Annotated in this window: 17 protein-coding genes; 9 read left to right on the forward strand and 8 right to left on the reverse strand. The window is 65.2% G+C overall.

What is annotated here, in order from left to right; all coding sequences use genetic code 11:
• Positions 1–22: 22 nt before the first annotated feature.
• The 4 genes from GWG65_RS22050 to GWG65_RS22065 all read right to left on the reverse strand — a co-directional run bounded on the left by GWG65_RS22050 (position 23) and on the right by GWG65_RS22065 (position 6,202).
• Positions 23–904 carry an NAD(P)-dependent oxidoreductase gene (locus tag GWG65_RS22050; RefSeq protein ID WP_275197678.1) on the reverse strand — a complete coding sequence of 294 codons (882 nt, stop codon included), beginning with the start codon at positions 902–904 and terminating at the stop codon, positions 23–25.
• 1 nt (position 905) lies between these two features.
• Positions 906–2,037 (reverse strand): peptide chain release factor 2 gene (gene prfB, locus GWG65_RS22055; RefSeq protein ID WP_275197679.1). Its coding sequence is split into 2 segments (ribosomal slippage): positions 906–1,967 and positions 1,969–2,037, totalling 1,131 coding nucleotides; the frame shifts between segments, so codons are not numbered across the junction.
• 108 nt (positions 2,038–2,145) lie between these two features.
• Positions 2,146–4,644: a penicillin-binding protein 1A gene (locus tag GWG65_RS22060; RefSeq protein ID WP_275197680.1), complete on the reverse strand. Its 2,499-nt coding sequence runs from the start codon at positions 4,642–4,644 to the stop codon at positions 2,146–2,148.
• Between the two features lie 262 nt (positions 4,645–4,906).
• Positions 4,907–6,202 (reverse strand): N-acetylmuramoyl-L-alanine amidase, encoded by a 1,296-nt coding sequence (locus GWG65_RS22065; RefSeq protein ID WP_275197681.1) that lies wholly within the window; start codon positions 6,200–6,202, stop codon positions 4,907–4,909.
• A 702-nt stretch (positions 6,203–6,904) separates the two neighbouring features.
• Here GWG65_RS22065 and GWG65_RS22070 point away from each other — a divergent pair.
• The gene (locus GWG65_RS22070; protein ID WP_275197682.1) at positions 6,905–10,015 is read left to right on the forward strand and encodes a ribonuclease E/G; all 3,111 of its coding nucleotides are present in this window, start codon (positions 6,905–6,907) and stop codon (positions 10,013–10,015) included.
• Between the two features lie 66 nt (positions 10,016–10,081).
• Here GWG65_RS22070 and GWG65_RS22075 read toward each other — a convergent pair whose 3' ends face one another.
• Complete coding sequence (locus GWG65_RS22075) at positions 10,082–10,762, reverse strand: XRE family transcriptional regulator (RefSeq protein WP_275197683.1); 681 nt, start codon at positions 10,760–10,762, stop codon at positions 10,082–10,084.
• A gap of 206 nt (positions 10,763–10,968) precedes the next feature.
• Between GWG65_RS22075 and GWG65_RS22080 the strand changes: the two genes are divergently transcribed.
• From GWG65_RS22080 to GWG65_RS22090, 3 genes are read left to right on the forward strand one after another with little or no spacing between them, the layout of a single operon-like run.
• Positions 10,969–12,465, forward strand: coding sequence for an amidase family protein (locus GWG65_RS22080; RefSeq protein ID WP_275197684.1), 1,497 nt, complete (start codon positions 10,969–10,971; stop codon positions 12,463–12,465).
• 51 nt (positions 12,466–12,516) lie between these two features.
• Positions 12,517–13,749 (forward strand): MFS transporter, encoded by a 1,233-nt coding sequence (locus GWG65_RS22085; protein WP_275197685.1) that lies wholly within the window; start codon positions 12,517–12,519, stop codon positions 13,747–13,749.
• 16 nt (positions 13,750–13,765) lie between these two features.
• Entirely contained in the window at positions 13,766–14,998 is a 1,233-nt protein-coding gene (locus GWG65_RS22090; protein ID WP_275197686.1) for an FAD-dependent oxidoreductase, read from the forward strand.
• A 103-nt stretch (positions 14,999–15,101) separates the two neighbouring features.
• On the opposite strand, the gene GWG65_RS22095 is transcribed toward GWG65_RS22090, so the two are convergent.
• The 3 genes from GWG65_RS22095 to GWG65_RS22105 all read right to left on the reverse strand — a co-directional run bounded on the left by GWG65_RS22095 (position 15,102) and on the right by GWG65_RS22105 (position 18,357).
• Positions 15,102–16,439: a dicarboxylate/amino acid:cation symporter gene (locus GWG65_RS22095; RefSeq protein ID WP_275197687.1), complete on the reverse strand. Its 1,338-nt coding sequence runs from the start codon at positions 16,437–16,439 to the stop codon at positions 15,102–15,104.
• A gap of 83 nt (positions 16,440–16,522) precedes the next feature.
• Positions 16,523–17,077: a biotin transporter BioY gene (locus tag GWG65_RS22100; protein ID WP_275197754.1), complete on the reverse strand. Its 555-nt coding sequence runs from the start codon at positions 17,075–17,077 to the stop codon at positions 16,523–16,525.
• A 92-nt stretch (positions 17,078–17,169) separates the two neighbouring features.
• Positions 17,170–18,357, reverse strand: coding sequence for an aminotransferase class I/II-fold pyridoxal phosphate-dependent enzyme (locus GWG65_RS22105; protein ID WP_275197688.1), 1,188 nt, complete (start codon positions 18,355–18,357; stop codon positions 17,170–17,172).
• Positions 18,358–18,545: 188 nt separating this feature from the next.
• On the opposite strand from GWG65_RS22105, the gene GWG65_RS22110 reads away from it, so the two are divergent.
• The 5 genes from GWG65_RS22110 to accB all read left to right on the forward strand — a co-directional run bounded on the left by GWG65_RS22110 (position 18,546) and on the right by accB (position 23,107).
• The gene (locus GWG65_RS22110; RefSeq protein ID WP_275197689.1) at positions 18,546–19,949 is read left to right on the forward strand and encodes a M48 family metalloprotease; all 1,404 of its coding nucleotides are present in this window, start codon (positions 18,546–18,548) and stop codon (positions 19,947–19,949) included.
• 89 nt (positions 19,950–20,038) lie between these two features.
• Entirely contained in the window at positions 20,039–20,806 is a 768-nt protein-coding gene (locus tag GWG65_RS22115; RefSeq protein WP_275197690.1) for a DsbA family protein, read from the forward strand.
• Positions 20,807–21,014: 208 nt separating this feature from the next.
• A complete protein-coding gene (locus GWG65_RS22120; RefSeq protein WP_275197691.1) occupies positions 21,015–21,893 on the forward strand; it encodes a DUF1236 domain-containing protein in 879 nt (292 codons plus the stop codon).
• A gap of 228 nt (positions 21,894–22,121) precedes the next feature.
• Positions 22,122–22,589, forward strand: a complete 468-nt coding sequence (aroQ, locus tag GWG65_RS22125; RefSeq protein WP_275197692.1) for a type II 3-dehydroquinate dehydratase — start codon at positions 22,122–22,124, stop codon at positions 22,587–22,589.
• Positions 22,590–22,624: 35 nt separating this feature from the next.
• Positions 22,625–23,107, forward strand: coding sequence for an acetyl-CoA carboxylase biotin carboxyl carrier protein (accB, locus tag GWG65_RS22130; protein WP_275197693.1), 483 nt, complete (start codon positions 22,625–22,627; stop codon positions 23,105–23,107).
• Positions 23,108–23,112: the final 5 nt, after the last annotated feature.

Genomic DNA, 23,112 nt, shown 5'->3' on the forward strand with positions numbered 1-23,112 from the left:
GCCGCCCGAGTCGCAGCTCCGGCTAGGAAGGCTTCTTTGGCCGCGACACCAGCTCGATCATCTTGCCTTCGTCATCATCGGGTGCAACGGCCTTGGCGCGATCGTAGGCCTCGACCGCAGCACTCGAGACCAGCGGCTTGTCGGCCAGCAGGCTCTCGGCGAGCTTCACGGCATAAGCGGCATCCTTGTGCCGCAGCGCCGCCGTGAACGTCGCGCCGCTGAAATCGCGGGCGACCATGCGCTTGGAGTGGCGCTGCACCTGCGGGCTTGCGGCCACGCCCGCCTGGATCGACTCCAGCACCAGGTTCATGTCGAGCCCGGCCTGCTCGGCGATCGCGAGCCCTTCGGCGAGGCCGGCGATCTGGACCGCACCCATCAGATTGTTGATGAGCTTGTAGACCGTGCCGGAGCCGACCGCGCCGAAATGGCGGATGGTCGAGCCGATCGGTTCGAGATAGGGCCGCGCGCGCTCAAGATCGGCCGCGTCAGCGCCGACCAGCAGTGTCAGCTTTCCGCTGGCCGCCGCATCCGGCAATCCCGTCACCGGGCAGTCGATGTAGATGAGGCCGCGCGCGTTGAGCTCGCGGCCCATCTCGCGCGCATGATCATAAGAAACTGTGGAGCATTCGATCGCGATGGTGCCGGCCTTTGCCGTCTTGGCCGCGCCCTTGAGCCCGAGCCAGACCGCGCGCGAGACCTCGTCGTCGGCAACCATGGTCACGACGGCGTCGGCATCGATCGCAGCATCCTCCGGCGAGGTCGCCCAAAGCGCGCCGCGCGCGATCAGGTCTTCCGCCTTGGCCTTGCTGCGATTCCAGAGCGTCACCGTGAAGCCGGCATCGAGATAGCGGCCGGCCATGCCATGGCCCATCCGTCCAAGCCCGATGAAGGCGACGCGGGTCATGCTAGTCCACGTCCTCGATCTCGCCGGTGGCGGTGCCGAACGCGCGCTGCGCCAGCGTCGCGGCCATGAAATCATCGAGCTCGCCGTTAAGCACGCCCGATGTGTCCGAGGTCTGCACGCCCGTGCGCAGGTCCTTCACCATCTGGTACGGCTGGAGCACGTAGGAGCGGATCTGGTGGCCCCAGCCGATATCGGTCTTGGCGGCCTGGTCGGCGGCGGCTTTCTCCTCGCGCCTCTTCAGCTCCATCTGGTAGAGCCGCGCGCGCAGCATGTCCCAGGCCTGCGCCCGGTTCTTGTGCTGGGAGCGACCGGCCTGGCAGACCACGGCAACGCCGGTCGGGATATGCGTCAGCCGCACCGCCGACTCGGTTTTGTTGACGTGCTGGCCGCCGGCGCCGCCCGAGCGCATGGTATCGGTGCGGACGTCGGATTCCTTGATGTCGATCTTGATGCTGTCGTCGATGACCGGAAACACGGCGACCGACGAGAACGAGGTGTGCCGCCGCGCGTTGGAATCGAACGGCGAGATCCGCACCAGGCGATGCACGCCGGCCTCGGTCTTGAGCCATCCATAGGCGTTGCGACCGGAGACCTGGATGGTTGCGGACTTGATGCCGGCCTCTTCGCCGTCGGACTCCTCCATAACCTCGACCTTGAAGCCGTGGGTCTCGGCCCAGCGCGTGTACATGCGGAGCAGCATCTGCGCCCAGTCCTGGCTCTCGGTGCCGCCGGCGCCGGCATGGACTTCGAGATAGGAATCGAAACTATCGGCCTCGCCCGACAGCAGCGCCTCGAGCTCGCGCCTTGCCACTTCCTTCTTAAGGGCTTTCAGTGCGGATTCGGCCTCGGCCACGACACCTGCATCGCCCTCGGCCTCGCCGAGCTCGATCATGCCGATGTCGTCCTCGAGCTCCTGCTCGACCTTGCCGATGCCCGAGAGCGAATCCTCCAGCGAGGTTCGCTCCTGCATCAGCTTCTGGGCCTTCTGGGGATCGTTCCAGAGGTTGGGATCTTCTGCGAGCTTGTTCAGCTCAGCGAGGCGCGCCGTCGATTTCTCGACGTCAAAGATGCCTCCTCAGCAGCCCGACTGACTGCTTGATCTCTTCTACCAACCGTTCGATTTCGGCGCGCATGTCGTTCTCTGGTCTCGCGGAATTGTTCCCGCGTCTAAGTGCAATGCCGATGTAGCGGCGGCGGCTGCAAAGCGCAACCGCCCGCTACCCAAACGCCGGCGTTATCCGCTAGTACAGCCCGCCGGTGCCCGGACGCATGAAGAAGCCGGAATCCGGCGGCTGCTGTTGCTGCGACGCGCGCCCGTCGGCGTCGGCAACGCCGATGACCGAGTAGTTGTCCGGCGGCGCCGTGCCCGGCTTGAAGGCTTCGAGAATGGTTCCGCCAGTCTCGCCGGGGCCGGCGCGCATGCCGGTCTTGGCCACCACGCGAACCAGCTTGATGCCGGCGGGCACCTTGAACGGGACCGCCTGCTTGTCGGCGAGCGCGAGCTTGAGGAAGTCGCGCGCGATCGGAGCGGCCAGATGGCCACCGGTCGCGGCGTTGCCTTTGCCGAGCGGACGCGGCTTGTCGTAGCCCATGTAGATCGCAACCGCGACGTCCGGCGAGAAGCCGACGAACCAGGCGTCCTTGGCCTCGTTGGTGGTGCCGGTCTTGCCGGCGATCGGCTTGCCGACCTCCTTGACCACGGTGGCCGTGCCGGCCTGGACCACGCCTTCCATCAGCTCGGTGATCTGGTAGGCGGTCATGGAGTCCAGCACCTGCTCGCGGCGGTCGATCAGCTGCGGCTCGGTCTGGCTCTTCCAGCCACCCGGCGCGTCGCAGCCGCGGCATTCACGCTGGTCGTGCTTGAAGATGGTGCGCCCATAGCGATCCTGGATACGGTCGATCAGCGTCGGCTTCACGCGGCGGCCGCCATTGGCGAGCATCGAATAGGCCGTCACCATGCGCATCGCCGTCGTCTCGCCGGCGCCGAGCGCGTAGGACAGATAGTTCGGCAGCTCGTCATAGACGCCGAAGCGGCGGGCATATTCGCCGATCAGGGGCATGCCGATATCCTGCGCGAGGCGCACCGTCACGGTGTTGAGCGACTGCCGCAGCGCGTTGCGCAGCGTCACCGGCCCCTGGAACTTGCCCGAGGAGAAGTTTTCCGGCCGCCACACGCCGGCGCCTTGGCCCTGGTCGATTTCGATGGGCGCATCGAGCACCACGGTCGAGGGCGTGTAGCCATTGTCGAGCGCCGCCGAATAGACGATCGGCTTGAACGACGAGCCGGGCTGCCGGTAGGCCTGGGTGGCGCGGTTGAACTGGCTCTGGTCGAACGAGAAGCCGCCGACCATGGCGAGCACGCGGCCGGTCAAGGGATCCATCACCACCATCGCGCCGGACACTTCGGGGATCTGGCGCAGACGGTACTGGCCCTCGACGGGGGTGCCGTCCTTGTAGAGCGGATCGGCATAGATCACGTCGCCGGGCTGCAGCACCTGCGACACCGCACTCGCCGCCCTGCCCTTGGCGGGCCCCGCGGCCGCCCTCGCCCATTTGATGCCGTCGAGCGTGATCAGGCCGGTTTCGCGCTGCTTGCTGACGGCGCCGCCGAGCTCGCGGCCCGGCTGGAAGCCGATCCGCGCCGACTGGTCGCTGGTTTCCAGCACCACCGCCATCCGCCATGGCGAGATGTCGGAGAGCGACTTGATCTCGGCGAGCTTCACGCCCCAGTCGCCCGAAATATCGAGCTTGCTCATCGCGCCGCGATAGCCCTGCTGCTCGTCATAGTTCACCAGGCCCGTGACCATGGTCTTGCGCGCCATGACCTGGATCTTCGGATCCAGCGTGGTGCGTACCGACAGGCCGCCCTCATAGAGCTTCTTCTCGCCATAGCGCTCGAAGATGTCGCGCCGGACTTCCTCGGCGAAATATTCGCCCGCGAAGGTGTGGGCGCCGTTGGCGCGGTTGGTGACGGCCAGCGGCTCCTTGCGCGCCTTCTCGGCGTCGGCCTGCTTGATCCAGCCGTTCTCCTGGAGGCGATCGACCACGTAGTTGCGGCGCTCGATGGCGCGGTCGCGGTTACGCACCGGATGCAGGGTTGCCGGCATCTTCGGCAGCGCCGCGAGATAGGCGGCTTCGGCAACCGTGAGCTCGTTCACCGATTTGTCGAAATAAACCAGCGACGCGGCTGCGATGCCGTAAGCACCGAGGCCGAGGTAGATTTCGTTCAGATACAGCTCGAGGATCTTGTCCTTCGAATAGGTCTTCTCGATCCGCATCGCCAGCAAGGCTTCCTTGATCTTGCGGGCGAACGAGACCTCGTTGGTCAGGAGGAAGTTCTTGGCGACCTGCTGCGTGATCGTGGAAGCGCCCTGCGGACGCCGGTTCGAGCCGTAGTTCTGGATGTAAACCAGGCCGGCGCGCGCCATGCCGGTGTAGTCGATGCCGCCATGCTCGTAGAAATTCTTGTCCTCGGCCGCGAGGAAGGCGTTGATCACGAGCTTCGGCACCGCCTGGATCGGCAGGTACAGCCGCCGCTCCTTGGCGTATTCGCCAAGCAGCGAGCCGTCGACCGCGTGCACGCGGGTCATCACCGGCGGCTCGTAATCCTGAAGCTGAGAGTAGTCCGGCAAATCCTTGGAGAAATGCCAGATCAGGCCTGCCACGGCCCCGACACCAACAAGGAACAACACCGTTCCCGCGGCGAACAGGAAGCCCATGAACCGCACCAGCAAGCGCATTATCTGTTTATCCGTTCAATCCCTGGATCAGCCGAGATCAGTCCGAGATCAGTCTAAGATCAGCCCAAAGCCAGCCCACGACGCCCAAAACAGGCGCCAACCTCACGTCGCGAATCCACCGGCCTACTCGATCACATCAGTGCCGGACCTGAAGACGCTCGCCGAACGGGATTCTCGTCGATTCCGGAACCCCCTGCGGCGTTTTTATAAAGCGCCCGCTGTGGCCAAACTAGGGCTTTGACGGCAGGACCGGAAAACCCTTTCAATTTGAAGACCCGGCTGTGGCCATCCGTTTGGCCAGGAACCCGTCGATCGCCTGCGCCATCGAGGTCACGGCGCGGGACCGCCAGCCCTCGGAGACCAGATGCTCGAGGTCTCCCTTATTGGAGACATAACCGATCTCGACCAGCACCGACGGCACGTCGGGCGCCTTCAACACCCGGAAGCCGGCCGACTTCAGGGGATGCTTGTGCATCCGCACCGTCGACTTCATTTCGCCCATCAACAGACGAGCGAAACGATTTGAAAAGGTGCGGGTTTCGCGCTGCGTGAGGTCGATCAGGATGTCGGCGACATCGGTCGGCTCCTCGGCGAGGTTAAAGCCGGCGATCGCATCCGCCCGGTTTTCCGCGTCCGCGAGCCGTTCGGCCTCGGCGTCCGAGGCCTTGTCGGACAGCGTGTAGATCGTGGCGCCCTGCGCGTCGCCCTCGGCGCGCGGCAGCGCGTCGGCGTGGATCGAGACGAACAGCGCGGCCTTCAGGCTGCGGGCGACTTTGACCCGGTCGTTGAGGGGAATGAAGGTGTCGTCGTCCCGCGTCATCACTACGCGGTATTTGCCGGTCTTCTCCAGCCGGTCGCGCAGCGCACGGCCAAAGGCCAGCACCAGGTTCTTCTCGCTTTCGCCGCTCGACTGCGTGCCATTGTCGATGCCGCCATGACCGGGGTCGATCACGACCACCGCACGGCCATCGGCCTTCTGCTGGACGGCTTCCGGCGTTGCGGCCGTCGAGACCGCGGCAGGCGGCGCCTCGCCGACCGCGGGCCGCAGCTCGGGGCGGTTTTCCGGGGCCAGCGATTGCACGAAGGCGGCGCGGTCGACCTCCTCCAGCTCCAGCACGAGTCGGGCCGGCTGTCCGTTGGCCGCCTCCAGCACGTAGGAATTGGCGATCTTGGCTGGTCCCGCCAGATCAAACACGATTCGCGAGCCGCCGGGCATCACGAGCCCATAGCGGAACGCCTTCACGAGCCCTCGCCCCCCGGTCCCCGTGCCCGAGGGCAGTTGAAAATTGAGCTGGGGCACATCGACCACCACGCGGTACGGATCGGCGAGCGTCACTGCGCGGAAGCTGACGGTCTGATCGAGGTCGAGAATGAAGCGGGTCTGCCTGCCGTCGCCGGCCAGCCGGGCGGCCGAGGCGATCGGAAAATTCGTTACGGCAACAGTGGGTTGCGACGGACTCTCGGCCGCGCTGAGGCGCGAGGAATCGGCACATGGCAAGGCTGCGGCGCACAGAAGTGCACACCCCAGCAGAACCCTTTGACTTGCGCGGCCCGCCACCGATTCCGTGCCTCCGAGCAGCCCTTTTAACGCAATAGAACCACAGGGTTAATCGATCCTTAATGACGGAGATGCGAAACTCGCTGACTGTGACCGGCTTGCGACGGTCCCTTGCACGGCCGGCCCATTCCTCGTATGTACGAGGTGCTGACGGCCATTATTTCCGGTTGTGTCGCATTCAGCCTCCCGGTGCTGCGCCGGAACTCTCAAGGTTTGGGAATTCCAGCGTTTTCCGTTCCCCCCGAAGGCCAGCGCGGTGCGCGGCAGGGCGGTGGATCGGGTCAAGCCCCGGCGGCAGACGGTTCCCGGTTACCCCTGTGTTTCCGGGACAGTTCTGACAGCGACGTGGCCCATTACCCGATCCCTTAATCCCAAGGGAGCGGTTCAATCTTCGGGATGAGCGCTTCCGCGCCACGCCTGGCCAGCAGCAACTGATTGAGGGGCGGCCTCGCCGCCCAATGTTTCATACGGGCCGACGCTTGATGCGCCAGACTGTGCCGACGAATTCTGAAGGATCATTCGCGACGCTGCGGAGTAAAACTCCCGCGCGCCGCCTTGGCCCTCCAGCTTCCGATTCGGCAAGGCGCGAGAGACGGCGTTTCGGCCTTCCCCTCACCCCCGAATCAGGTGGACCGTCGCGTCACCCGGCAGCGCTCATCGCGCCCACGGTGAATCGCGCCCGCCGCCGCCAAGAGTTAAGACATGCCCAACAAGATGTTGATCGATGCCACCCACCCGGAGGAGACCCGGGTCGTCGTGGTCCGTGGCAATCGCGTCGAAGAGTTTGACTTCGAGACCGCGCAACGCAAGCAACTGCGCGGGAACATCTACCTCGCCAAGGTCACCCGGGTGGAGCCTTCGCTCCAGGCCGCCTTTGTCGAATATGGCGGCAACCGCCACGGCTTCCTCGCCTTCAGCGAAATTCATCCCGACTACTACCAGATCCCGGTCGCCGACCGGCAGGCGCTGATCGAAGCCGAGGAGCAGGCCCACCGCGAGGCCGAGGAGGAGAGCGAGAACCGCTCCCACGGCCGCCGCCGCTCGCGCCACCGCAACTCCCGCCGCCGCAGCCACGGTGAGCGCGTCCAGAGCGACATCGTCGGAGGCCTCGAGGCCGGTGCCGATCCCGCTGCCCAGCCGATCGAGGGCGAGGCGCTGCCGGAGCACGCGGAGGGCGAGCATCTGCACGCCGAGACGGAGCATCACGGCGAGCACGAAGCTCACGATCACGAACATGATCACGACGATCATGGGCACGACGATCATCATCACGCTCACGATGACGACCACCATCACGCACACGATCATGATGACCATGGCCGTGAAGGTGGCCACGATCACCACGGCCACGACCATGATCACACCGGCGAATCCCCCGCGCCCGTCGCAGCCATTGGCGCCGAGCCCGTGGTCGCTGCCGAGCCCGAGGAAGCCGCTGTCTCCGAAGCGCAAGCCGAGGCTCTGGCCGAAGCCGTGACAGCCGCCGCTGAGCCGGCCGACGCCGTATACACGGCCGGCGAGACCGTCGAGGCTCCGCATCACGAAGCCGAAGCGAGGGCCGACGAAGACGACGACGAGGATGAAGAAGGCGAGGAAGCCGAAGATGAAGTCGTCGAATCCGTCGGCGGCGACGACGTGCTGGAGGAGGTGCCGGAGCGCACCTTCCGCCCGCGCCGCCAGTACAAGATCCAGGAAGTCATCAAGCGCCGCCAGGTGATGCTGGTGCAGGTCGTCAAGGAAGAGCGCGGCAACAAGGGCGCAGCGCTGACGACCTACCTGTCGCTCGCCGGCCGCTATGCCGTGTTGATGCCGAACACCGCGCGCGGCGGCGGCATCAGCCGCAAGATCACGAGCGCCCAGGACCGTTCGCGCCTGAAGGAAGTGGTTCAGGATCTCGACGTTCCCGAGGGCATGGGAATCATCCTGCGCACGGCGGGTGCTGCCCGCACCAAGCCCGAGATCAAGCGCGACTTCGAATATCTGATCCGGATGTGGGAGACGGTACGCGACCTGACGCTGAAGTCGCAGGCCCCGACGCTCGTCTACGAGGAAGGCTCGCTGATCAAGCGCTCGCTGCGCGACCTCTACAACAAGGAGATCGACGAAATTCAGGTCGCCGGCGAATCCGGCTACCGCGAAGCGCGCGATTTCATGAAGATGCTGATGCCCGCCAATGTCAGCGCGGTGAAGCAGTATCGCGACGGCCAGCCGCTGTTCTCGCGGATGGGCGTCGAAAGCCAGCTGGACGCGATGTTCTCGCCGACCGTGCAGTTGCGGTCCGGCGGCTACATCGTGATCAACCAGACTGAGGCGCTGGTCTCGATCGACGTCAACTCCGGCCGCTCGACGCGTGAGCACCATATCGAGGACACCGCGCTCAAAACCAACCTGGAAGCGTCCGAAGAGGTCGCCCGCCAGCTTCGGCTTCGCGACCTCGCCGGCCTGATCGTCATCGACTTCATCGACATGGACGAGAAGCGCAACAACCGGGCGGTCGAACGCAAGCTGTCCGACTGCCTCCGGCAGGATCGCGCGCGCATCCAGGTCGGACGCATCTCGCATTTCGGCCTGCTGGAGATGTCGCGCCAGCGCATCCGCGCCAGCGTGCTGGAATCCTCGACCGATCCCTGCCCGCATTGCGGCGGCACCGGTCACGTGCGTTCGGTGTCTTCGGTTGCGCTCCAGCTGCTGCGCGGCCTCGAAGAGATCCTGATGAAGGGCGCGACCCACAATCTCGTGGTCCGCACTCGCACCGACGTCGCGCTCTATGTGCTGAACCACAAGCGCGGTCATCTGCGCGACCTCGAAAACGGCTTCAAGGTCACGCTGGCGGTCATCGCCGATCCGAGCGTCAGTGGACCGCAGGCCTATCTGATCGACCGCGGCGAGCAGGTGCATACGCTCGAGGCCGCCAAGGCATTGCTGGCTGCACAGGCGGCCGCAAGCCCGCCGCCCATCGCCGAAGAGGCCTATGACGACGAGGAGTTCGATTCCGAACTCGAATCCGAGGTCGAGACTGAAGAGACCGAAGGTCTCGCCGAGGAGCAGACCGGCGAAGCCGCAACCGAACAGGATGGCCAGCGTCGCAAGCGCCGCCGGCGTCGGCGCGGTCGCGGTGCCCAGCGTGACGGCGAGTTGCGCGAGGACAGCGCCCCCGCCCTTCCCGAGGCGGCACTCGCTGCAGGCGAAGCAGACGAGGACGCGGAATCCGAGCAGGATGGCGAGGAGAGCGAAGAACAGCGGGCCCGCGGCGACCAGCAGGGTGCCGGCGATCGCAGCAGGCGCCGGCGCGGCCGGCGCGGCGGACGTCGTCGGCGCGGCGGTGGCGAGGAGGGTCTTGCCGGATCCATCGGTGACGAGCTCGCAGCCAGCCCGCCGTCGGAGGCGACCGATGCGGTTGCCGATTTCGACGACTTCTCGCCGCAGTCTTCGCCGTCCATCGCGCACACCGAGGCAGCGGGGGATATGCAGGCCACCCAATCCGAGCCGCGCTCCGACGAGGTGCGGGCGGATACGCCCGCTCAGATCGAACGGGCTCAGGCCGAGCCAGCTCACATCGAGCCGGTGTCTTCTGCCACATCGGACGACACCGCATCCGACGACAAGGCGGCGCGCCGCCGCTCTACGGTCCGGGAAAAGGTGAGCTTCCTGTCGAGCGGCCAGCCCGAGCCGGCGACACCGGTTGCGTCAGCGCCTGAGCCAGTTGCCCCACCCGCGCCGGCTCCCGAACCCGCAGCGGAGAGGACAGCCGAAACGCCTGCCGCACCGCGTCGCGCAGGTTGGTGGTCGCGCCGTTTCGGCGGCGGCGAATAGGCCCGACAGCAAACAGAAAACGCCCGGCATGGCCGGGCGTTTTTCGTTTCAGTGCACACCATAGCGCTATTGCGCCGGCTCGCCGTCACCAGGCGGCGCCACGTCGCGCGATGCGATCTGGCGGAGCTGGTCGTAGAGATCGGGCGCCTCGCTGGTGCAGAGACAGACACCCGTGGCGGAAGGCGCATCGCCGGCGTTGAGGTAGGCGTGGCCCATGGTGCTGTCGAGATAGATGCCGTCGCCTTCGCCAAGGATTTCCGGCGCGTAGAACTCGGTGTGGACGGCAACGCGTCCGCTCGTCACCAGAAAATACTCCTCGCCGGCATGTCGCAGCAGCGGACCGAACTCGTCCAGCGAGCGCGCGCGGACCTCGGCCATGATCGGCACCATGCGTTTGCCGATCAGGTCCGTGCATTGATAGCTGTAAGTATAGAATTTCGTGGTGATCACCTGGCCCTGCCCAGCCCGACTGATGCTGCGCCGCGCCGTGACCGGCCGCCCCTGCGCAGGAACAGAGATCGCCGGATTGAACAGCTCGGCGATTTCCATCTTCAGGCCTGAGGTCAGCTGCAGCAGCTTGTCGTAGGTCAGCGACATCAGGCCGTTCTCGACCTTGGACAGGGTCGAGAGCGCCATGCCGGTCCGCTCGGCCACCTGCTTGAGCGTGAGGCCGCGCGCCTGGCGAGCCGCCTTGAGGCACTGGCCAAGCTGCGAATTGGGCCCTTCGGACGTCGCGATCTCGCTCATAAGGCAACGGTACCACGGCGGCCGAGAAATTGTTGACCGATCGATCTAATCTTTTCGGTGAAAGGGCCCAGAAGCGTCCCATTTGACCCTCCACTGAGCAGAATTTCCAAGATTTGTGCACGAAATGCCTCGCTTTGACGAATATACGTGCGCGAGCCTTACTTTCCGATATGCTAAATTATTTTCATAATTTGAAAGGAACTGGCATGTCTGGACTTTGCGATTCCAGCGCCGTTGATCTGCGCCGCCTGTTGGCTGCGCGGGCGATCTCGCCTGTCGAACTGCTGGACGCCTGCCTGTCGCGCATCGCCACCATCAATCCCGCCGTCAACGCGGTCGTCACGCTGGACGAGCCCGGCGCGCGCGCCGCCGCGAAAGCGGCCGAGGCTGCCATCCTGCGCGGCGAAGATCGCGGCGCGCTGCACGGACTCCCCGTTCTGATCAAGGACACCCAGGACACCGCGGGGATGCGCACGACTTATGGCAGCCCCCTGTTGCGAGACCACGTACCGGCGGCCGACCAGGGTTCGGTCGCTCGCCTGCGCGTCGCCGGTGCCATCATCATCGGCAAGACCAACACGCCGGAATGGGCGGCGGGCGGCAACACCCGCAATCCCGTTTTCGGCGCGACCGGCAATCCCTTCGATCCCATGCGCTCGGCCGCCGGCTCCTCCGGCGGCTCGGCAGTGGCGCTCGCCTGCGGCATGGCCTCGCTCGCCTCGGGCTCGGACACCGGCGGGTCCTTGCGCAATCCCGCAGGCTTCGCCGGCATCGTTGGGATGCGTCCGTCCTACGGCCTCGTGGCGAGCGAAAAGCGCGCGTTCGGCTGGTCTAATTTGTCGACCGACGGGCCGATGGCGCGCAATGTCGCCGATACCGCGCTGATGCTCTCGGTCATGGCGAGCGACGATGCCCGCGATCCGCTCGCCTACACCCTGCCCGGCGAGCCCGTGCGCGCGCGCGCCGAGCGCTGGGCCGCGCCGCGCCCGGCGGAGCTTGGCAAGCTGCGTCTCGCCTTCACTGAAGACTTCGGCTTCGCACCGACCGAGCAGGCCATCCGCCGCACGTTCCGCGATCGCGTGAAGAGACTTGCGCCTCTGTTCGCCGAATGCCGCGAGGCGGCGCCGGACTGCGCGGGGGCGGACGATGCCTTTGCCGTGCTGCGCGCAGGATTGTTCCTGGCGATGCATGGCAAGAACTACAAAGAGCGTCCCGAGATGCTCGGCCCCAACGTCCGCGCCAATGTCGAAGAAGGCCTGAACTATACGCTCGAAGACCATTCGCGCGCCGCCACGACGCAGACACGGATCTATCGTGCCTATCAGAGCTTCTTCGAAAGCTGCGACGTGCTGATCAGCCCGACCATCACGCTGAGCCCGCGGCCCTGGTCCGAGCTCTATCCGGCCGAGATCGACGGGGCGCCGACGAAATCCTACTTCCACTGGCTCGCGCTCGCCTACGCCGTAACGCTCGCAGGACACCCCGCGATCAGCATTCCGCTCGGCCTCGATGAAGCCGGCCTGCCGCTCGGCCTCCAGATCGTCGGCCCGCGTGGCGGCGACGCCATTGTGCTTTCGGTGGCCGCGAGTCTCGAGGCTGCGTTCGCCGGTGACATGCACATGTGCCGGCCGGTGCCCGACCTGGCGCGATTGGCCGTGGCACCGCCGCTGTCCGACGCGCCAGGCTTCCTCACCTGGGAATAGATCAAGACAAGCTGGCTGGAACGCCGGATCGCCGGCAAATCGGAGACGCGCATGACCGAATTGCTCTCGAAACGGAAGACCGGCATCGTCACCTTCGTCCTGCTCTATATCGCCTATTGCATCTCCTACATCGACCGCGCGGCGATTTCGCTGGCGTTGGCCCAGATCGGCAAGGACTTCAATCTCCAGGCCGCCGATCTCGGCATCGTCATCAGCGCGTTCTTCCTCGGCTATGCCGCGATGCAGGTGCCGGGCGGCTGGCTCGCAGATCGCTTCGGCTCGAAATATGTGGTGATCGTCACGATCGTGATGTGGTCGCTGTTCACGGCGTTCACGAGCCTTGCCTGGTCGCTTGCCTCGCTGATCGCGATCCGCTTCATCTTCGGCATCGCCGAGGGCGGCTTTCCGCCGGCCAGCATCCGCGCCATCGCGGAAGTGTTCAAGAAGGACAGCCGGCCGAAGATGTCGTCGCTGCTGCTGTCATCGAACTATGCCGGCAGCATGCTCGCGCCGCTGATCATGGCGCCGCTCATCCTCTGGCTGGGCTGGCGCCATGCCTTCAACGCGATCGGCATTGCCGGCCTTGTCTTCGCAGTGCTCTATTTCGTGTTCATCCCGCATCTGGGACGCTCGATCGAGACCGGCGCAGGCGCATCGTCGGCTAGGGCTGAAAACCGCGCGCCGATGCGCGAGCTCATGAAGAATCCGCTGCTGTGGCAGTTGATGGTGGTGTGGTTCGGTCTGAGCTGCGTCAACAAGGGCCTGGATTCCTGGATGCCGCTCTATTTGCTTCAGCAGCGCGGGCTCGACCTCAAGACCGTCGGCGTGGTCGCACCGATTCCGTTCGTGATGGCGACCATTGCGACCGCGATCGGCGGCTGGGTGATGACGACATTCTTCAACGAGCGCGAGAAATATCTCCTGATCGGCAGCTCCGCATTGACCGGCATCTTCCTCTACGCCATGTACAAGGCGGAGACGATCACAATGCTGATCGCCTATCAGTCGGTGGTCTACTTCTTCAAATCCTTCGTGCTGGCCTCGGTGATTGCGCTTCCGACAAAGCTACTCCGTGACGACCAGATCGGATCGGGTGTCGGCATGGTCAATCTCGGCGGCCAGAGCGCGGGCTTCGTGGCTCCTGTCGCCATCGGCTTCATCGTGACCGGAACCGGATCGTTCGATGCGGCCTTCGGCTTCCTGGTGGCGATGACCGCGCTGTCCGTCGTGGTTGCCGCAACCATCAGCACGGCCCAGCCGACGCTTGCACCGAAGCCGGCCTGACAGGAGAATTCCGCCAATGCAAAGCGCGATCGTTCTTGGCGGCGGCATGGTGGGCGTCGGGGCTGCGCTGCATCTTCAGCAGCGCGGCTGGTCGGTCACCCTGGTCGATCGCCGGGAGCCGGGCCGCGAGACCAGCTATGGCAATGCCGGGATGATACAAGCCGAGGCGGTGCGGCCCTATCCGATGCCGCGCGATCTGGCCACGCTCCTGAAGATCGCGACCGGCCGCACCAACGACGTCCGCTACAGCTTCTCTTCGCTCCACCGCCACGTCGAACCGCTGCTGCGCTATTGGTGGCATTCGGCGCCGAAGCGGCATCGCGAGGCGATCGAAGCCTGGGCACGGCTGATTGCGTATGCGACGCCAGAGCACGACATCCTCATCCGCGAGGCGCACGCCGACAATCTGATCCGCCGCGCGGGCTATCGCGTGCTGCACCGCGACCCCGCTTCATTCGACCTCGCGATCCAGACGGCGGAAGAAGACCGGCGCGAATTCGGCGTGAATTTTCGCGTGCTCTCGGGCAGCGAGCTGACGAAGGCCGAGCCGATCCTGCGCGACGATCTTCCCGGCGCAATCCATTGGCTCGATACGTGGACCGTGTCCGATCCCGGTGCTCTGGTGACGGCCTATGCTGGCCTGTTCGAGCGCCTCGGCGGCACGCTTCGGCTCGGTGACGCCCAGACCTTGCAGCAGACCGCCACCGGCTGGTCGGTCGACACCGACAACGGACGCATCGACGCCGGCTCCGCCGTGGTGACGCTCGGGCCGTGGTCGCCCGATCTCCTGCACAAATTCGGCTATCGCATTCCTCTGGTGCGCAAGCGCGGCTATCACATGCATTACAGCGGCGGCTCTTCGCTCGATCTGCCGCTGGTCGACAAAGGCGGCGGCTACGCCATGGGTCCAATGGCCAAGGGGATCCGCATCACCACCGGTGCGGAGCTCACCGGCCCGGAGGCGCTGCCAACCCCGGTGCAACTCGCCAGCGCCGAAGCTTCGGCACGGGAGCTGATCGACCTCGGCGCGCGGGTCGAGCCGGAGCCGTGGTTCGGCACTCGCCCCTGCACGCCCGACATGCTGCCGGTGCTCGGCCCTGCCCCGCGCCACTCCGGCCTCTGGATGAATTTCGGCCACGGCCACCAGGGCTTCACGCTGGGCCCCGCGACGGGACGTCTGCTCGCCGAGATGATGAGCGGCGAGACGCCGTCGATTGATCCGACGCCATACCGGCCCGAGCGCTTCTAGCTCTCGGCCTTCGCGGAAAGAAAAAGGGCTGGTCGAGGATCTCGACCAGCCCTGTTACTTCGGGACCTGACGGCGATCGGCGTCGTCCGATCTGGCTTGCAGCTCAGTCCGTCGTGACAGCCGTTTCCATGTCGGTCGGATCGATCTGCTTGGAAAGGTTGGCGTTGAGCTTGTCGCGGTCGAGCTCGCCCTCCCACCAGGCGACGATCACGCAGGCGACGCCGTTGCCGCACAGATTGGTCAGCGCGCGGCATTCGCTCATGAACTTGTCGATGCCGAGCACGATCGCCATGCCCGGCACGAGGCGCGGATCGACCACGGCAAGCGTTGCCGCCAGCGTGATGAAGCCCGCACCGGTGATGCCGGAAGCGCCCTTCGAGGTCAGCATGGCCACGATCAGGATGGTCAGCTGCTGGCCGAAGGTGAGATCGACGCCCAGCGCCTGCGCGATGAACAGCGTCGCCAGCGTCATGTAGATGTTGGTGCCGTCGAGGTTGAACGAATAGCCCGTGGGCACCACGAGGCCGACCACCGATTTGGAGCAGCCGAGCCGTTCCAGCTTCTCCATCAAGGACGGCAGCGCGCTTTCCGAGGACGAGGTACCAAGCACGATCAGCAGTTCGTCCTTGATATAGGCCAGGAACTTGAAGATCGAGAAGCCGGCCAGGCGCGCGATGATGCCGAGCACGACGAACACGAACAGTGCCGCGGTGACGTAGAAGGTCGCGATCAGCCCGATCAGATTGAGGATCGCACCGGTGCCGAACTTGCCGATAGTATAGGCCATCGCGCCGAAGGCGCCGATCGGTGCTGCGCGCATCACGATGGAGATGACGCCGAACACGGCATGCGCGGCGTCGTCGATGAAGCTGCGGATGGTATGACCACGCTCGCCAAGGCCCATGAGGGCGAAGCCGAACAGCACCGAGAACAGCAGCACCTGCAAGATCTCGCCTTGCGCGAAGGCGCCAACCACGGTGTCGGGAATGATGTGCAGAATGAAATCGACGCTCTTCTGGCCCTCAGCCTGCTTGGCAAAGTTGGCGACGGCCTGCGCGTTTGCGGCTGCGCTGCCGAAGCCGGCGCCCGGCTTGACGAGATTGCCGATGACGAGGCCGATCACCAGTGCAAAGGTCGAGACGATTTCGAAATAGACCAGCGCCTTGACGCCGATGCGGCCGACCTTCTTGGCGTCCTGGATGTGGGCGATGCCCGAGACCACGGTGCAGAAGATGATCGGAGCGATCACCATCTTGATCAGCTTGACGAAGCCGTCGCCGAGCGCCTTGATCCATTCGTTGGTGGCGACCGACGGCCACAGCCAGCCGACGATGGCACCGAGCACGATCGCGATCAGCACCTGGACGTAGAGAACTCTATACCACGGCTTGGCGGCGGCGGCCGGTGTATCCGGCACTCCCGCCATCGTTGTTGTTGTCATTGTTTCACTCCCCCTAAAACTCCGGTCCAGCCAAGATCAACTTGGCCGGCCCTGTCAATTGGAACTGCTCGGACTTGCGCGCTTTACCGGCGGTCGAGAAGCCGGCGCGCCGCCGGCATCAGCGTCGCCCCAAGCGCGTTCTTGACCAACGATGCGGCGATGAATGGCACGATGCCGACCTGCCAGGCCTTAGGCATGCCAAGGCCGAGGCCGAAGGCCAGCCAGCCGAACCCGGCGGTCAGAATGACGAGGTGGCCAACGGCCATCGCCGCAAACAGCAACACCACGCTGCGATCCCAGCCGCGCTCGGCGAGCCAGCCGGTGACGAAGGCGGCGGCAACGAAGCCGAACAGGTAGCCGGCGGTCGGGCCGACCAGCGGCGCAATTCCCCCTACCGGGCCTGCGAAGACCGGCAGCCCGATCGCGCCCTCGGCGAGGTAGGCGATCATGGTTGCGCTGCCAAGGCGCCAGCCGTAGGCCGCGCCAATCATCAGCACGACCAGCGTCTGCAACGTCATGGGCACATAAGGCAGCGGCAGGTTCACCTTGGCCGACAGCGCCATCAAGGCGGTGCCGAGCGCGACCAGCACGAAGGCGCGCAGCGCGCCGGCGGCCTCGCCCGTCTGCGACGGCCACAACGTTGCGGCGAGAGGAAAATGCGGTGCGGCGGCGGATGGGACGGATCTGTCAGACAAGATGAACTCCGGAAGGCTTCGTGAAAAACTGGCGGCTATTTAAGCCAGTGAGCGATCCGGTCAACTGCCTCGCGCATCTCTTGAGGCGAGCGCGCGTAGGACAATCGTATGAACGAGCGGCCATGGATGGGATCGAAATCGAGGCCTGGCGTGGCCGCGACATGGGCCTGTTCGAGCATCTGCTTGGCGAACTCGAAACTGTCCGACGTGAAGTCCGAGACGTCGGCATAGAGGTAGAAGGCGCCGTCGGCAGGCAGGAACCTCGTCAATCCGGCCTTGGGCAGTCCCTCGATCAGGATGCGGCGGTTTTCCTGATAGCCATGCTTGATCTCCTCCATATCGGCCGTCCCGTCGAAAGCGGCTTCGGCCGCGATCTGCGACAGCGACGGCACCGAGATCGACAGGTTCTGCTGCAGGCGTTCGATTGGCCGCACCAGCATGTCCGGCACGACCATCCAGCCGACGCGCCAGCCCGTCATGCAAAAATACTTCGAGAACGAATTGATGACGAGCGCGTGCTGCGACAGCGCGGCTGCCGTCACCGCCGGAAACGCATAGTCGAGCCCGTGATATATCTCGTCGGAGATGAAGCGGATGCCGGCGTCCTCCGCCGCCGCGATCAGACTGGAAAGCGCCTCCCTGGACATCATCGTTCCGGTCGGGTTGGCGGGGCTGCCGATCAAAACGCCCTTCAGCGGCGCCTTGCGATGGGCGGAGAGCAGCGCCTCGCCGGTCAGGGCGTGGCGCGTCTCATCGCTGGTCTCGATCAGCACCGGCTCGCAGCCGAGCGCGGTGAGGATATGGCGGTACGGCGGATAGCCCGGCACCGTCACGGCGATGCGATCGCCGGGCTCGAACATCGACAGAAAGGCCAGGATGAAACCGCCCGAGGAGCCTGTCGTCACCACTACCCGTTCGGGGCTGACGGCGCAGCCATACGCATCGCGATAATGCCGCGCGATGCGCTCGCGCAGACTGGGGATGCCGAGCGCGGAGGTGTAGTCGATCCGCCCCGCTGCGAGCGCCGCATGCGCGGCCGCGATCGCGGTCTTGGGCGCGCCGGCCGCGGGCTGGCCGACCTCCATATGAATGACATGGCCTCCGGCCGCCTCGATTCGGGCTGCTGCGGCCATCACGTCCATCACCATGAACGGGGGAACATCGCTGCGGCGGGACGGTTCGAGCCACTGCCCCACCCGGTTCCTCAATGTCGCGTTCTGCATCGATTTCTGCTATTCGCTGGCGGACCGCTCCGTTCGGTCCGGAAAACCGGGCGCTTGCGCCCCAGACTGGCCGCATTGTACGGCTCATAAGGGCATATCGCGTATCCGGTGCGCCGCCAATCGCCAAAACCAATCACGAAACCGCCCTCCAAATCCGCTTGCCGGGACTGTTTGACCAAGACCGTTTGATGTCGTTCCAGATCGCATTGCGCAAGAAGGCCTCTGCCCTCACCGCCGTTGTGACCGCGGCGTCGATCATGCTGTCGGCGTTACCGGCGGCGCAGGCGCAGCAGAAGGGGCTGCCTGTCCTGCGCGACACCGAGACCGAGCAGCTGCTCCGCGAATACACCCGCCCGATCCTGCGCGCCGCCGGCCTGGAAAAGCAGAACATCCAGATGGTGATCCTGAACGAGGCCTCGTTCAACGCATTCGTCGCCGACGGTCGCCGCATCTTCGTCAATTACGGCGCGATCCTCCAATCGGACACGCCGAACCAGATCATCGGCGTGCTCGCGCACGAGACCGGGCATCTGGCCGGCGGCCATCTGTCGAAGCTGCGCGAACAGCTCGCCAACGCCCAGACCCAGATGATCATCGCCATGCTGCTCGGTGCCGGTGCGATGGTCGCAGGCAGCACACGCGGCAGCGGCAGCGCGGGCAACAACGGGCTTGCCAATGCCGGCGCCGCCGCGATCGCCGGGCCGCAGGAGATGATCCGCCGCTCGCTGTTGTCCTACCAGCGTCAGCAGGAGGAGAACGCCGACCGCGCCGGCGTGAAATTCCTGACCGCAACCCAGCAATCGCCGAAGGGCATGTACGAGACCTTCAAGCGCTTCACCAGTGAGAGCCTGTTCGCCGCGCGCGGCGCCGATCCCTATCTGCAGTCGCACCCGATGCCCGCCGAGCGCGTCGCAGCGCTCCAGGAGTTCGCCAGCACCAGCCCCTATTGGGACAAGAAGGACGATCCCGCGCTCCAGCTCCGCCACGACATGGTGCGCGCCAAGATCTCCGCCTTCATGGAGCGGCCGGAGACCGTGAACCGCCGCTATCCGCAGTCGAACGACAGCCTGCCCGCGCGCTATGCCCGCGCCATCAGCACCTATCTGCACGGCGACCTGCGCAGCGCGCTCGCCCAGATCGATGCGCTGATCCAGGTGCAGCCGAACAATGCGTATTTTTACGAGGTGCGCGGCCAGGCCCTGCTGGAAAGCGGCAAGCCTGCCGAGGCCATTCCGGCCCTGCGCAAGGCGGTGCAGCTTTCGAACAGCTCCCCCCTCATCGAGATGTTACTTGGGCAGGCTCTGGTTGGAACCGATAATAAGGCCTACACGGACGACGCCATCCGGATTCTCCGTGCCGCGGTGGCGCGGGAGCCTGAGGCGCCGCTCGGCTATATGCAGCTCGCGATGGCCTATGGCCGGAAGGGGGACTATGCCGAGGCCGATCTGGCATCGGCGCAAGCCGCATATCTGCGCGGCGACAACAAGACCGCCCGCGAGCTCGCCACGCGCGCGAAAACCCGTTTCGCCGTCGGCACGCCCGGATGGGTCAAGGCCGACGACATCGTGGCGGCCAAGCCGCCGCGCAACTAGAACGAAGCCTGATACCACGACGTCACGATACCGCGCCTAAGTCCGCCGGGACGTTTCCCGAAACCTGCTTTCGATAAGAGGATTTGCCCATGCCTTCGCTGCGCCTGCTTGCTCCCGCGCTGTTTGCACTCGCCATGTTTGGCGCAACCGTGCCCGCTTCGGCCGACAGCTTCTCCGAGGGTCAGCGCACCGACATCGAAGCGATCGTCAAGAACTACCTCGTCAGCCATCCCGAGGTGCTCGAGGAGGCCATGGCCGAGCTCAGCAAGCGCCAGGCCGCGGCCGAAACGCAGAAGCACGAGGCCAGCATCGCCCAGAACGCGGACGCGATCTTCAACTCGCCGCGCCAGGTCGTGCTCGGCAACAAGGACGGCGACGTCACCTTCGTCGAGTTCTTCGATTACAATTGCGGCTACTGCAAGCGCGCGATGACGGACATGCTCGACCTCATGAAGGCCGATCCCAAGCTGAAGGTCGTGCTCAAGGAGTTTCCGGTGCTGAGCCAGGGCTCGGTCGAAGCCGCGCAGGTCGCGGTCGCCGTACGCATGCAGGATCCGACCGGCAAGAAATATCTCGACTTCCACCAGAAGCTGCTCGGCGGTCGTGGCGCCGCCGACAAGGCGCGCGCGCTTCAAGCGGCCAAGGAAGCCGGCCTCGACACCGCGAAGATCGAGAAGGACCTTGCCAGCCCCGAGGTGCGCGCCACCATCGAGGAGAACTTCAAGCTCGCCGAAGCCATGGGCATGAACGGCACGCCAAGTTACGTGATCGGCAAGCAGGTCGTGATCGGCGCCGTCGGCGTGGAAAGCCTCAAGGAGAAGATCGGCGTCGCCCGTTGCGGCAAGGCGACTTGTTGATCGCGACTTGTAACGCATCGCACATGAAACAAGGCCGGCTTAACAGTCGGCCTTTTTTCTTGCGGCAATCGCGGCAAGATCGTGCAGAGCCATTCATCAGGCATTCAACAAACAAAAGCCGCGGAACCACCGAAGTTCCGGAACAACTCAAATCTCCTTTCGTTGTCGGCGCGGGCAATGACGCAAATGATCCCGTGAGGAGAATTCCATGTCTAACCGCTTTATGATTTCGGTTGCCGCACTCGCGCTCGTCGCAGGCACCGGCCTGGCGAACGCACAAGGCACCATGAACCGCGACAGCGGCGGCGCCGGCGCACAGTCGACGCAGCACTCGCAACCTTCCGGCGGCGCCGCCGAACGCGGCGGCGCGATGGGCAAGGACTCCGCGGGCCAGGAGAAGGGCACCGTAGGTCAGGCTGGCGGCTCCATGAAGTCCGGCGCGGAGGAGAAGTCCTCGGGCGCCATGAAGGACGAGAAGTCCGGAGCGATGCACAAGGATTCCACGGGCAAGGAAAAGGGCACCGTGGGACAGGCTGGTGGATCCATGAAGTCCGGCGCCGAGGAGAAGTCCTCGGGTGCGATGAAGGACGAGAAGTCCTCGGGCACGATGCACAAGAATCCGACGGCTGAGGAGAAGTCAGGTGCAACGAAGGGTCAGCGCACCGACGAACGCGCCCAAGGCCAGCAGGACAAGTCGAAGGGCATGAGCTCGGAGAGCCAGACCAAGCCCGGCACGACCACCGGCGAGAGCCGCCAGGGTCAGCCCGGCACCAACGTACAGGGCCAGGCTGGTACCTCGACCCAGACCACCGGTCAGGCTGGCGCTGGAGCCAAGCTCTCGACCGAGCAGCGCACCCAGATCACCTCGGTGATCCGCGAGGAAAAGGTAGCGCCTGCGACCAACGTGAACTTCAATATTTCGGTCGGTACCCGCGTGCCGCGCGAGGGCATCACGCTTCACGCCCTGCCGTCCCGTGTCGTGACGATCTATCCGGAGTGGCGGAGCTACAAGTATATCGTGGTCCGCGAGGAGATCGTGATCATCGACCCGAATACCTTTGAAATCGTGGCCGTCCTGAACGCCTAAGGCACGGTGGACGAGACGCTTCGGGGGCGGGCAGAGATGCCCGCCCTTCTGCATTGGGCCGGCAGCCATGCTTCGGACTGGTTAACAAGCAATTTCCGTAGCTTCCACACAGGTTTTTGCACACTGGATGAGGCGCTTGAAGCCGCCTGGAAGGCCCTTCAAGGCTTCCCCTGGGGCGCTTTGTTACCTATAACCCCGCCACGCCGAAGCACCTCTTCCGGGATTGGAATGGCTGAACCAGCGACCGACACCATCCTCGTTCTCAACGGGCCGAACCTCAACATGCTGGGGACGCGCGAGCCCGAGACGTATGGCCATGCCACGCTGGCCGACGTCGAAAAGCTGTGCCGGGACACCGCGGCGCAGTTCGGCCTCGAGGCTGACTGCCGGCAGTCCAACCGCGAGGGCGAGCTGATCGACTTCATCCACGAGGCGCATGCCCGCAAGATGAAGGGCATCATCATCAACGCCGGCGGTTATTCGCACACCTCGATCGCGCTGCACGACGCGCTGCTCGCGGTGCAGATTCCGACGGTCGAGGTGCATGTGACCAACATCCACGCCCGCGAGAGTTTTCGCCACCACTCCTACACCGCGCGCGCGGCCTTTGCCTCGCTCTGCGGTTTCGGCATCGAGGGCTACCGCCTCGCGATCCAAGGTCTTGCCGCCAAGCTCGGCATCAAGTCCAAAGCCTGACGCCCCCTTTCAACAGAACATTCGGATCAAGCAACATGGCGCGCCAGCCAGACGACAAAGCAGCCGCAAAGTTTTCCAGCGAGGATTCCGCGCTCGTCCGCGAGCTTGCGTTGCTGCTCGATGAGACGAGCCTCACCGAGATCGAGATCGAACGTGCGGGCTTGCGCCTGCGCGTTGCGCGCAACATCAGCGTTGCCGCAACCATGCCCGTTCCGATGGCCCACGCCGCGGCCGCGCCGGTCGCCGCCGCCCCTGCGGCCGCGGCCGCCGACCTGTCGAAGCATCCGGGCGCCGTGACCTCGCCAATGGTCGGCACCGCTTATTGGGCGCCGGAGCCGGGTGCAAAACCGTTCATCGAGGTCGGCAGCAAGGTGGCGGTTGGGCAGACGCTGCTCATCATCGAAGCTATGAAGACCATGAACCAGATACCCTCGTCGCGCGCCGGCACGGTGACGCAGATCCTGGTCGAGGACGGCCAGCCGGTCGAGTTCGGCGAGCCGCTGGTGATCATTGAGTAACGCGA

This window comes from Bradyrhizobium sp. CSA207 (assembly GCF_029051685.1).
Classification (GTDB): Bacteria; Pseudomonadota; Alphaproteobacteria; order Rhizobiales; family Xanthobacteraceae; genus Bradyrhizobium.

Bases quoted from the DNA above. Each gene is read 5' to 3' on its own strand.
- GWG65_RS22050 (WP_275197678.1), bottom strand. From the start codon at position 904: ATGACCCGCGTCGCCTTCATCGGGCTTGGACGGATGGGCCATGGCATG.
- GWG65_RS22060 (WP_275197680.1), bottom strand. From the start codon at position 4,644: ATGCGCTTGCTGGTGCGGTTCATGGGCTTCCTGTTCGCCGCGGGAACG.
- GWG65_RS22070 (WP_275197682.1), top strand. From the start codon at position 6,905: ATGCCCAACAAGATGTTGATCGATGCCACCCACCCGGAGGAGACCCGG.
- GWG65_RS22075 (WP_275197683.1), bottom strand. From the start codon at position 10,762: ATGAGCGAGATCGCGACGTCCGAAGGGCCCAATTCGCAGCTTGGCCAG.
- GWG65_RS22080 (WP_275197684.1), top strand. From the start codon at position 10,969: ATGTCTGGACTTTGCGATTCCAGCGCCGTTGATCTGCGCCGCCTGTTG.
- GWG65_RS22085 (WP_275197685.1), top strand. From the start codon at position 12,517: ATGACCGAATTGCTCTCGAAACGGAAGACCGGCATCGTCACCTTCGTC.
- GWG65_RS22090 (WP_275197686.1), top strand. From the start codon at position 13,766: ATGCAAAGCGCGATCGTTCTTGGCGGCGGCATGGTGGGCGTCGGGGCT.
- GWG65_RS22095 (WP_275197687.1), bottom strand. From the start codon at position 16,439: ATGACAACAACAACGATGGCGGGAGTGCCGGATACACCGGCCGCCGCC.
- GWG65_RS22105 (WP_275197688.1), bottom strand. From the start codon at position 18,357: ATGCAGAACGCGACATTGAGGAACCGGGTGGGGCAGTGGCTCGAACCG.
- GWG65_RS22110 (WP_275197689.1), top strand. From the start codon at position 18,546: ATGTCGTTCCAGATCGCATTGCGCAAGAAGGCCTCTGCCCTCACCGCC.
- GWG65_RS22115 (WP_275197690.1), top strand. From the start codon at position 20,039: ATGCCTTCGCTGCGCCTGCTTGCTCCCGCGCTGTTTGCACTCGCCATG.
- GWG65_RS22120 (WP_275197691.1), top strand. From the start codon at position 21,015: ATGTCTAACCGCTTTATGATTTCGGTTGCCGCACTCGCGCTCGTCGCA.
- aroQ (WP_275197692.1), top strand. From the start codon at position 22,122: ATGGCTGAACCAGCGACCGACACCATCCTCGTTCTCAACGGGCCGAAC.
- accB (WP_275197693.1), top strand. From the start codon at position 22,625: ATGGCGCGCCAGCCAGACGACAAAGCAGCCGCAAAGTTTTCCAGCGAG.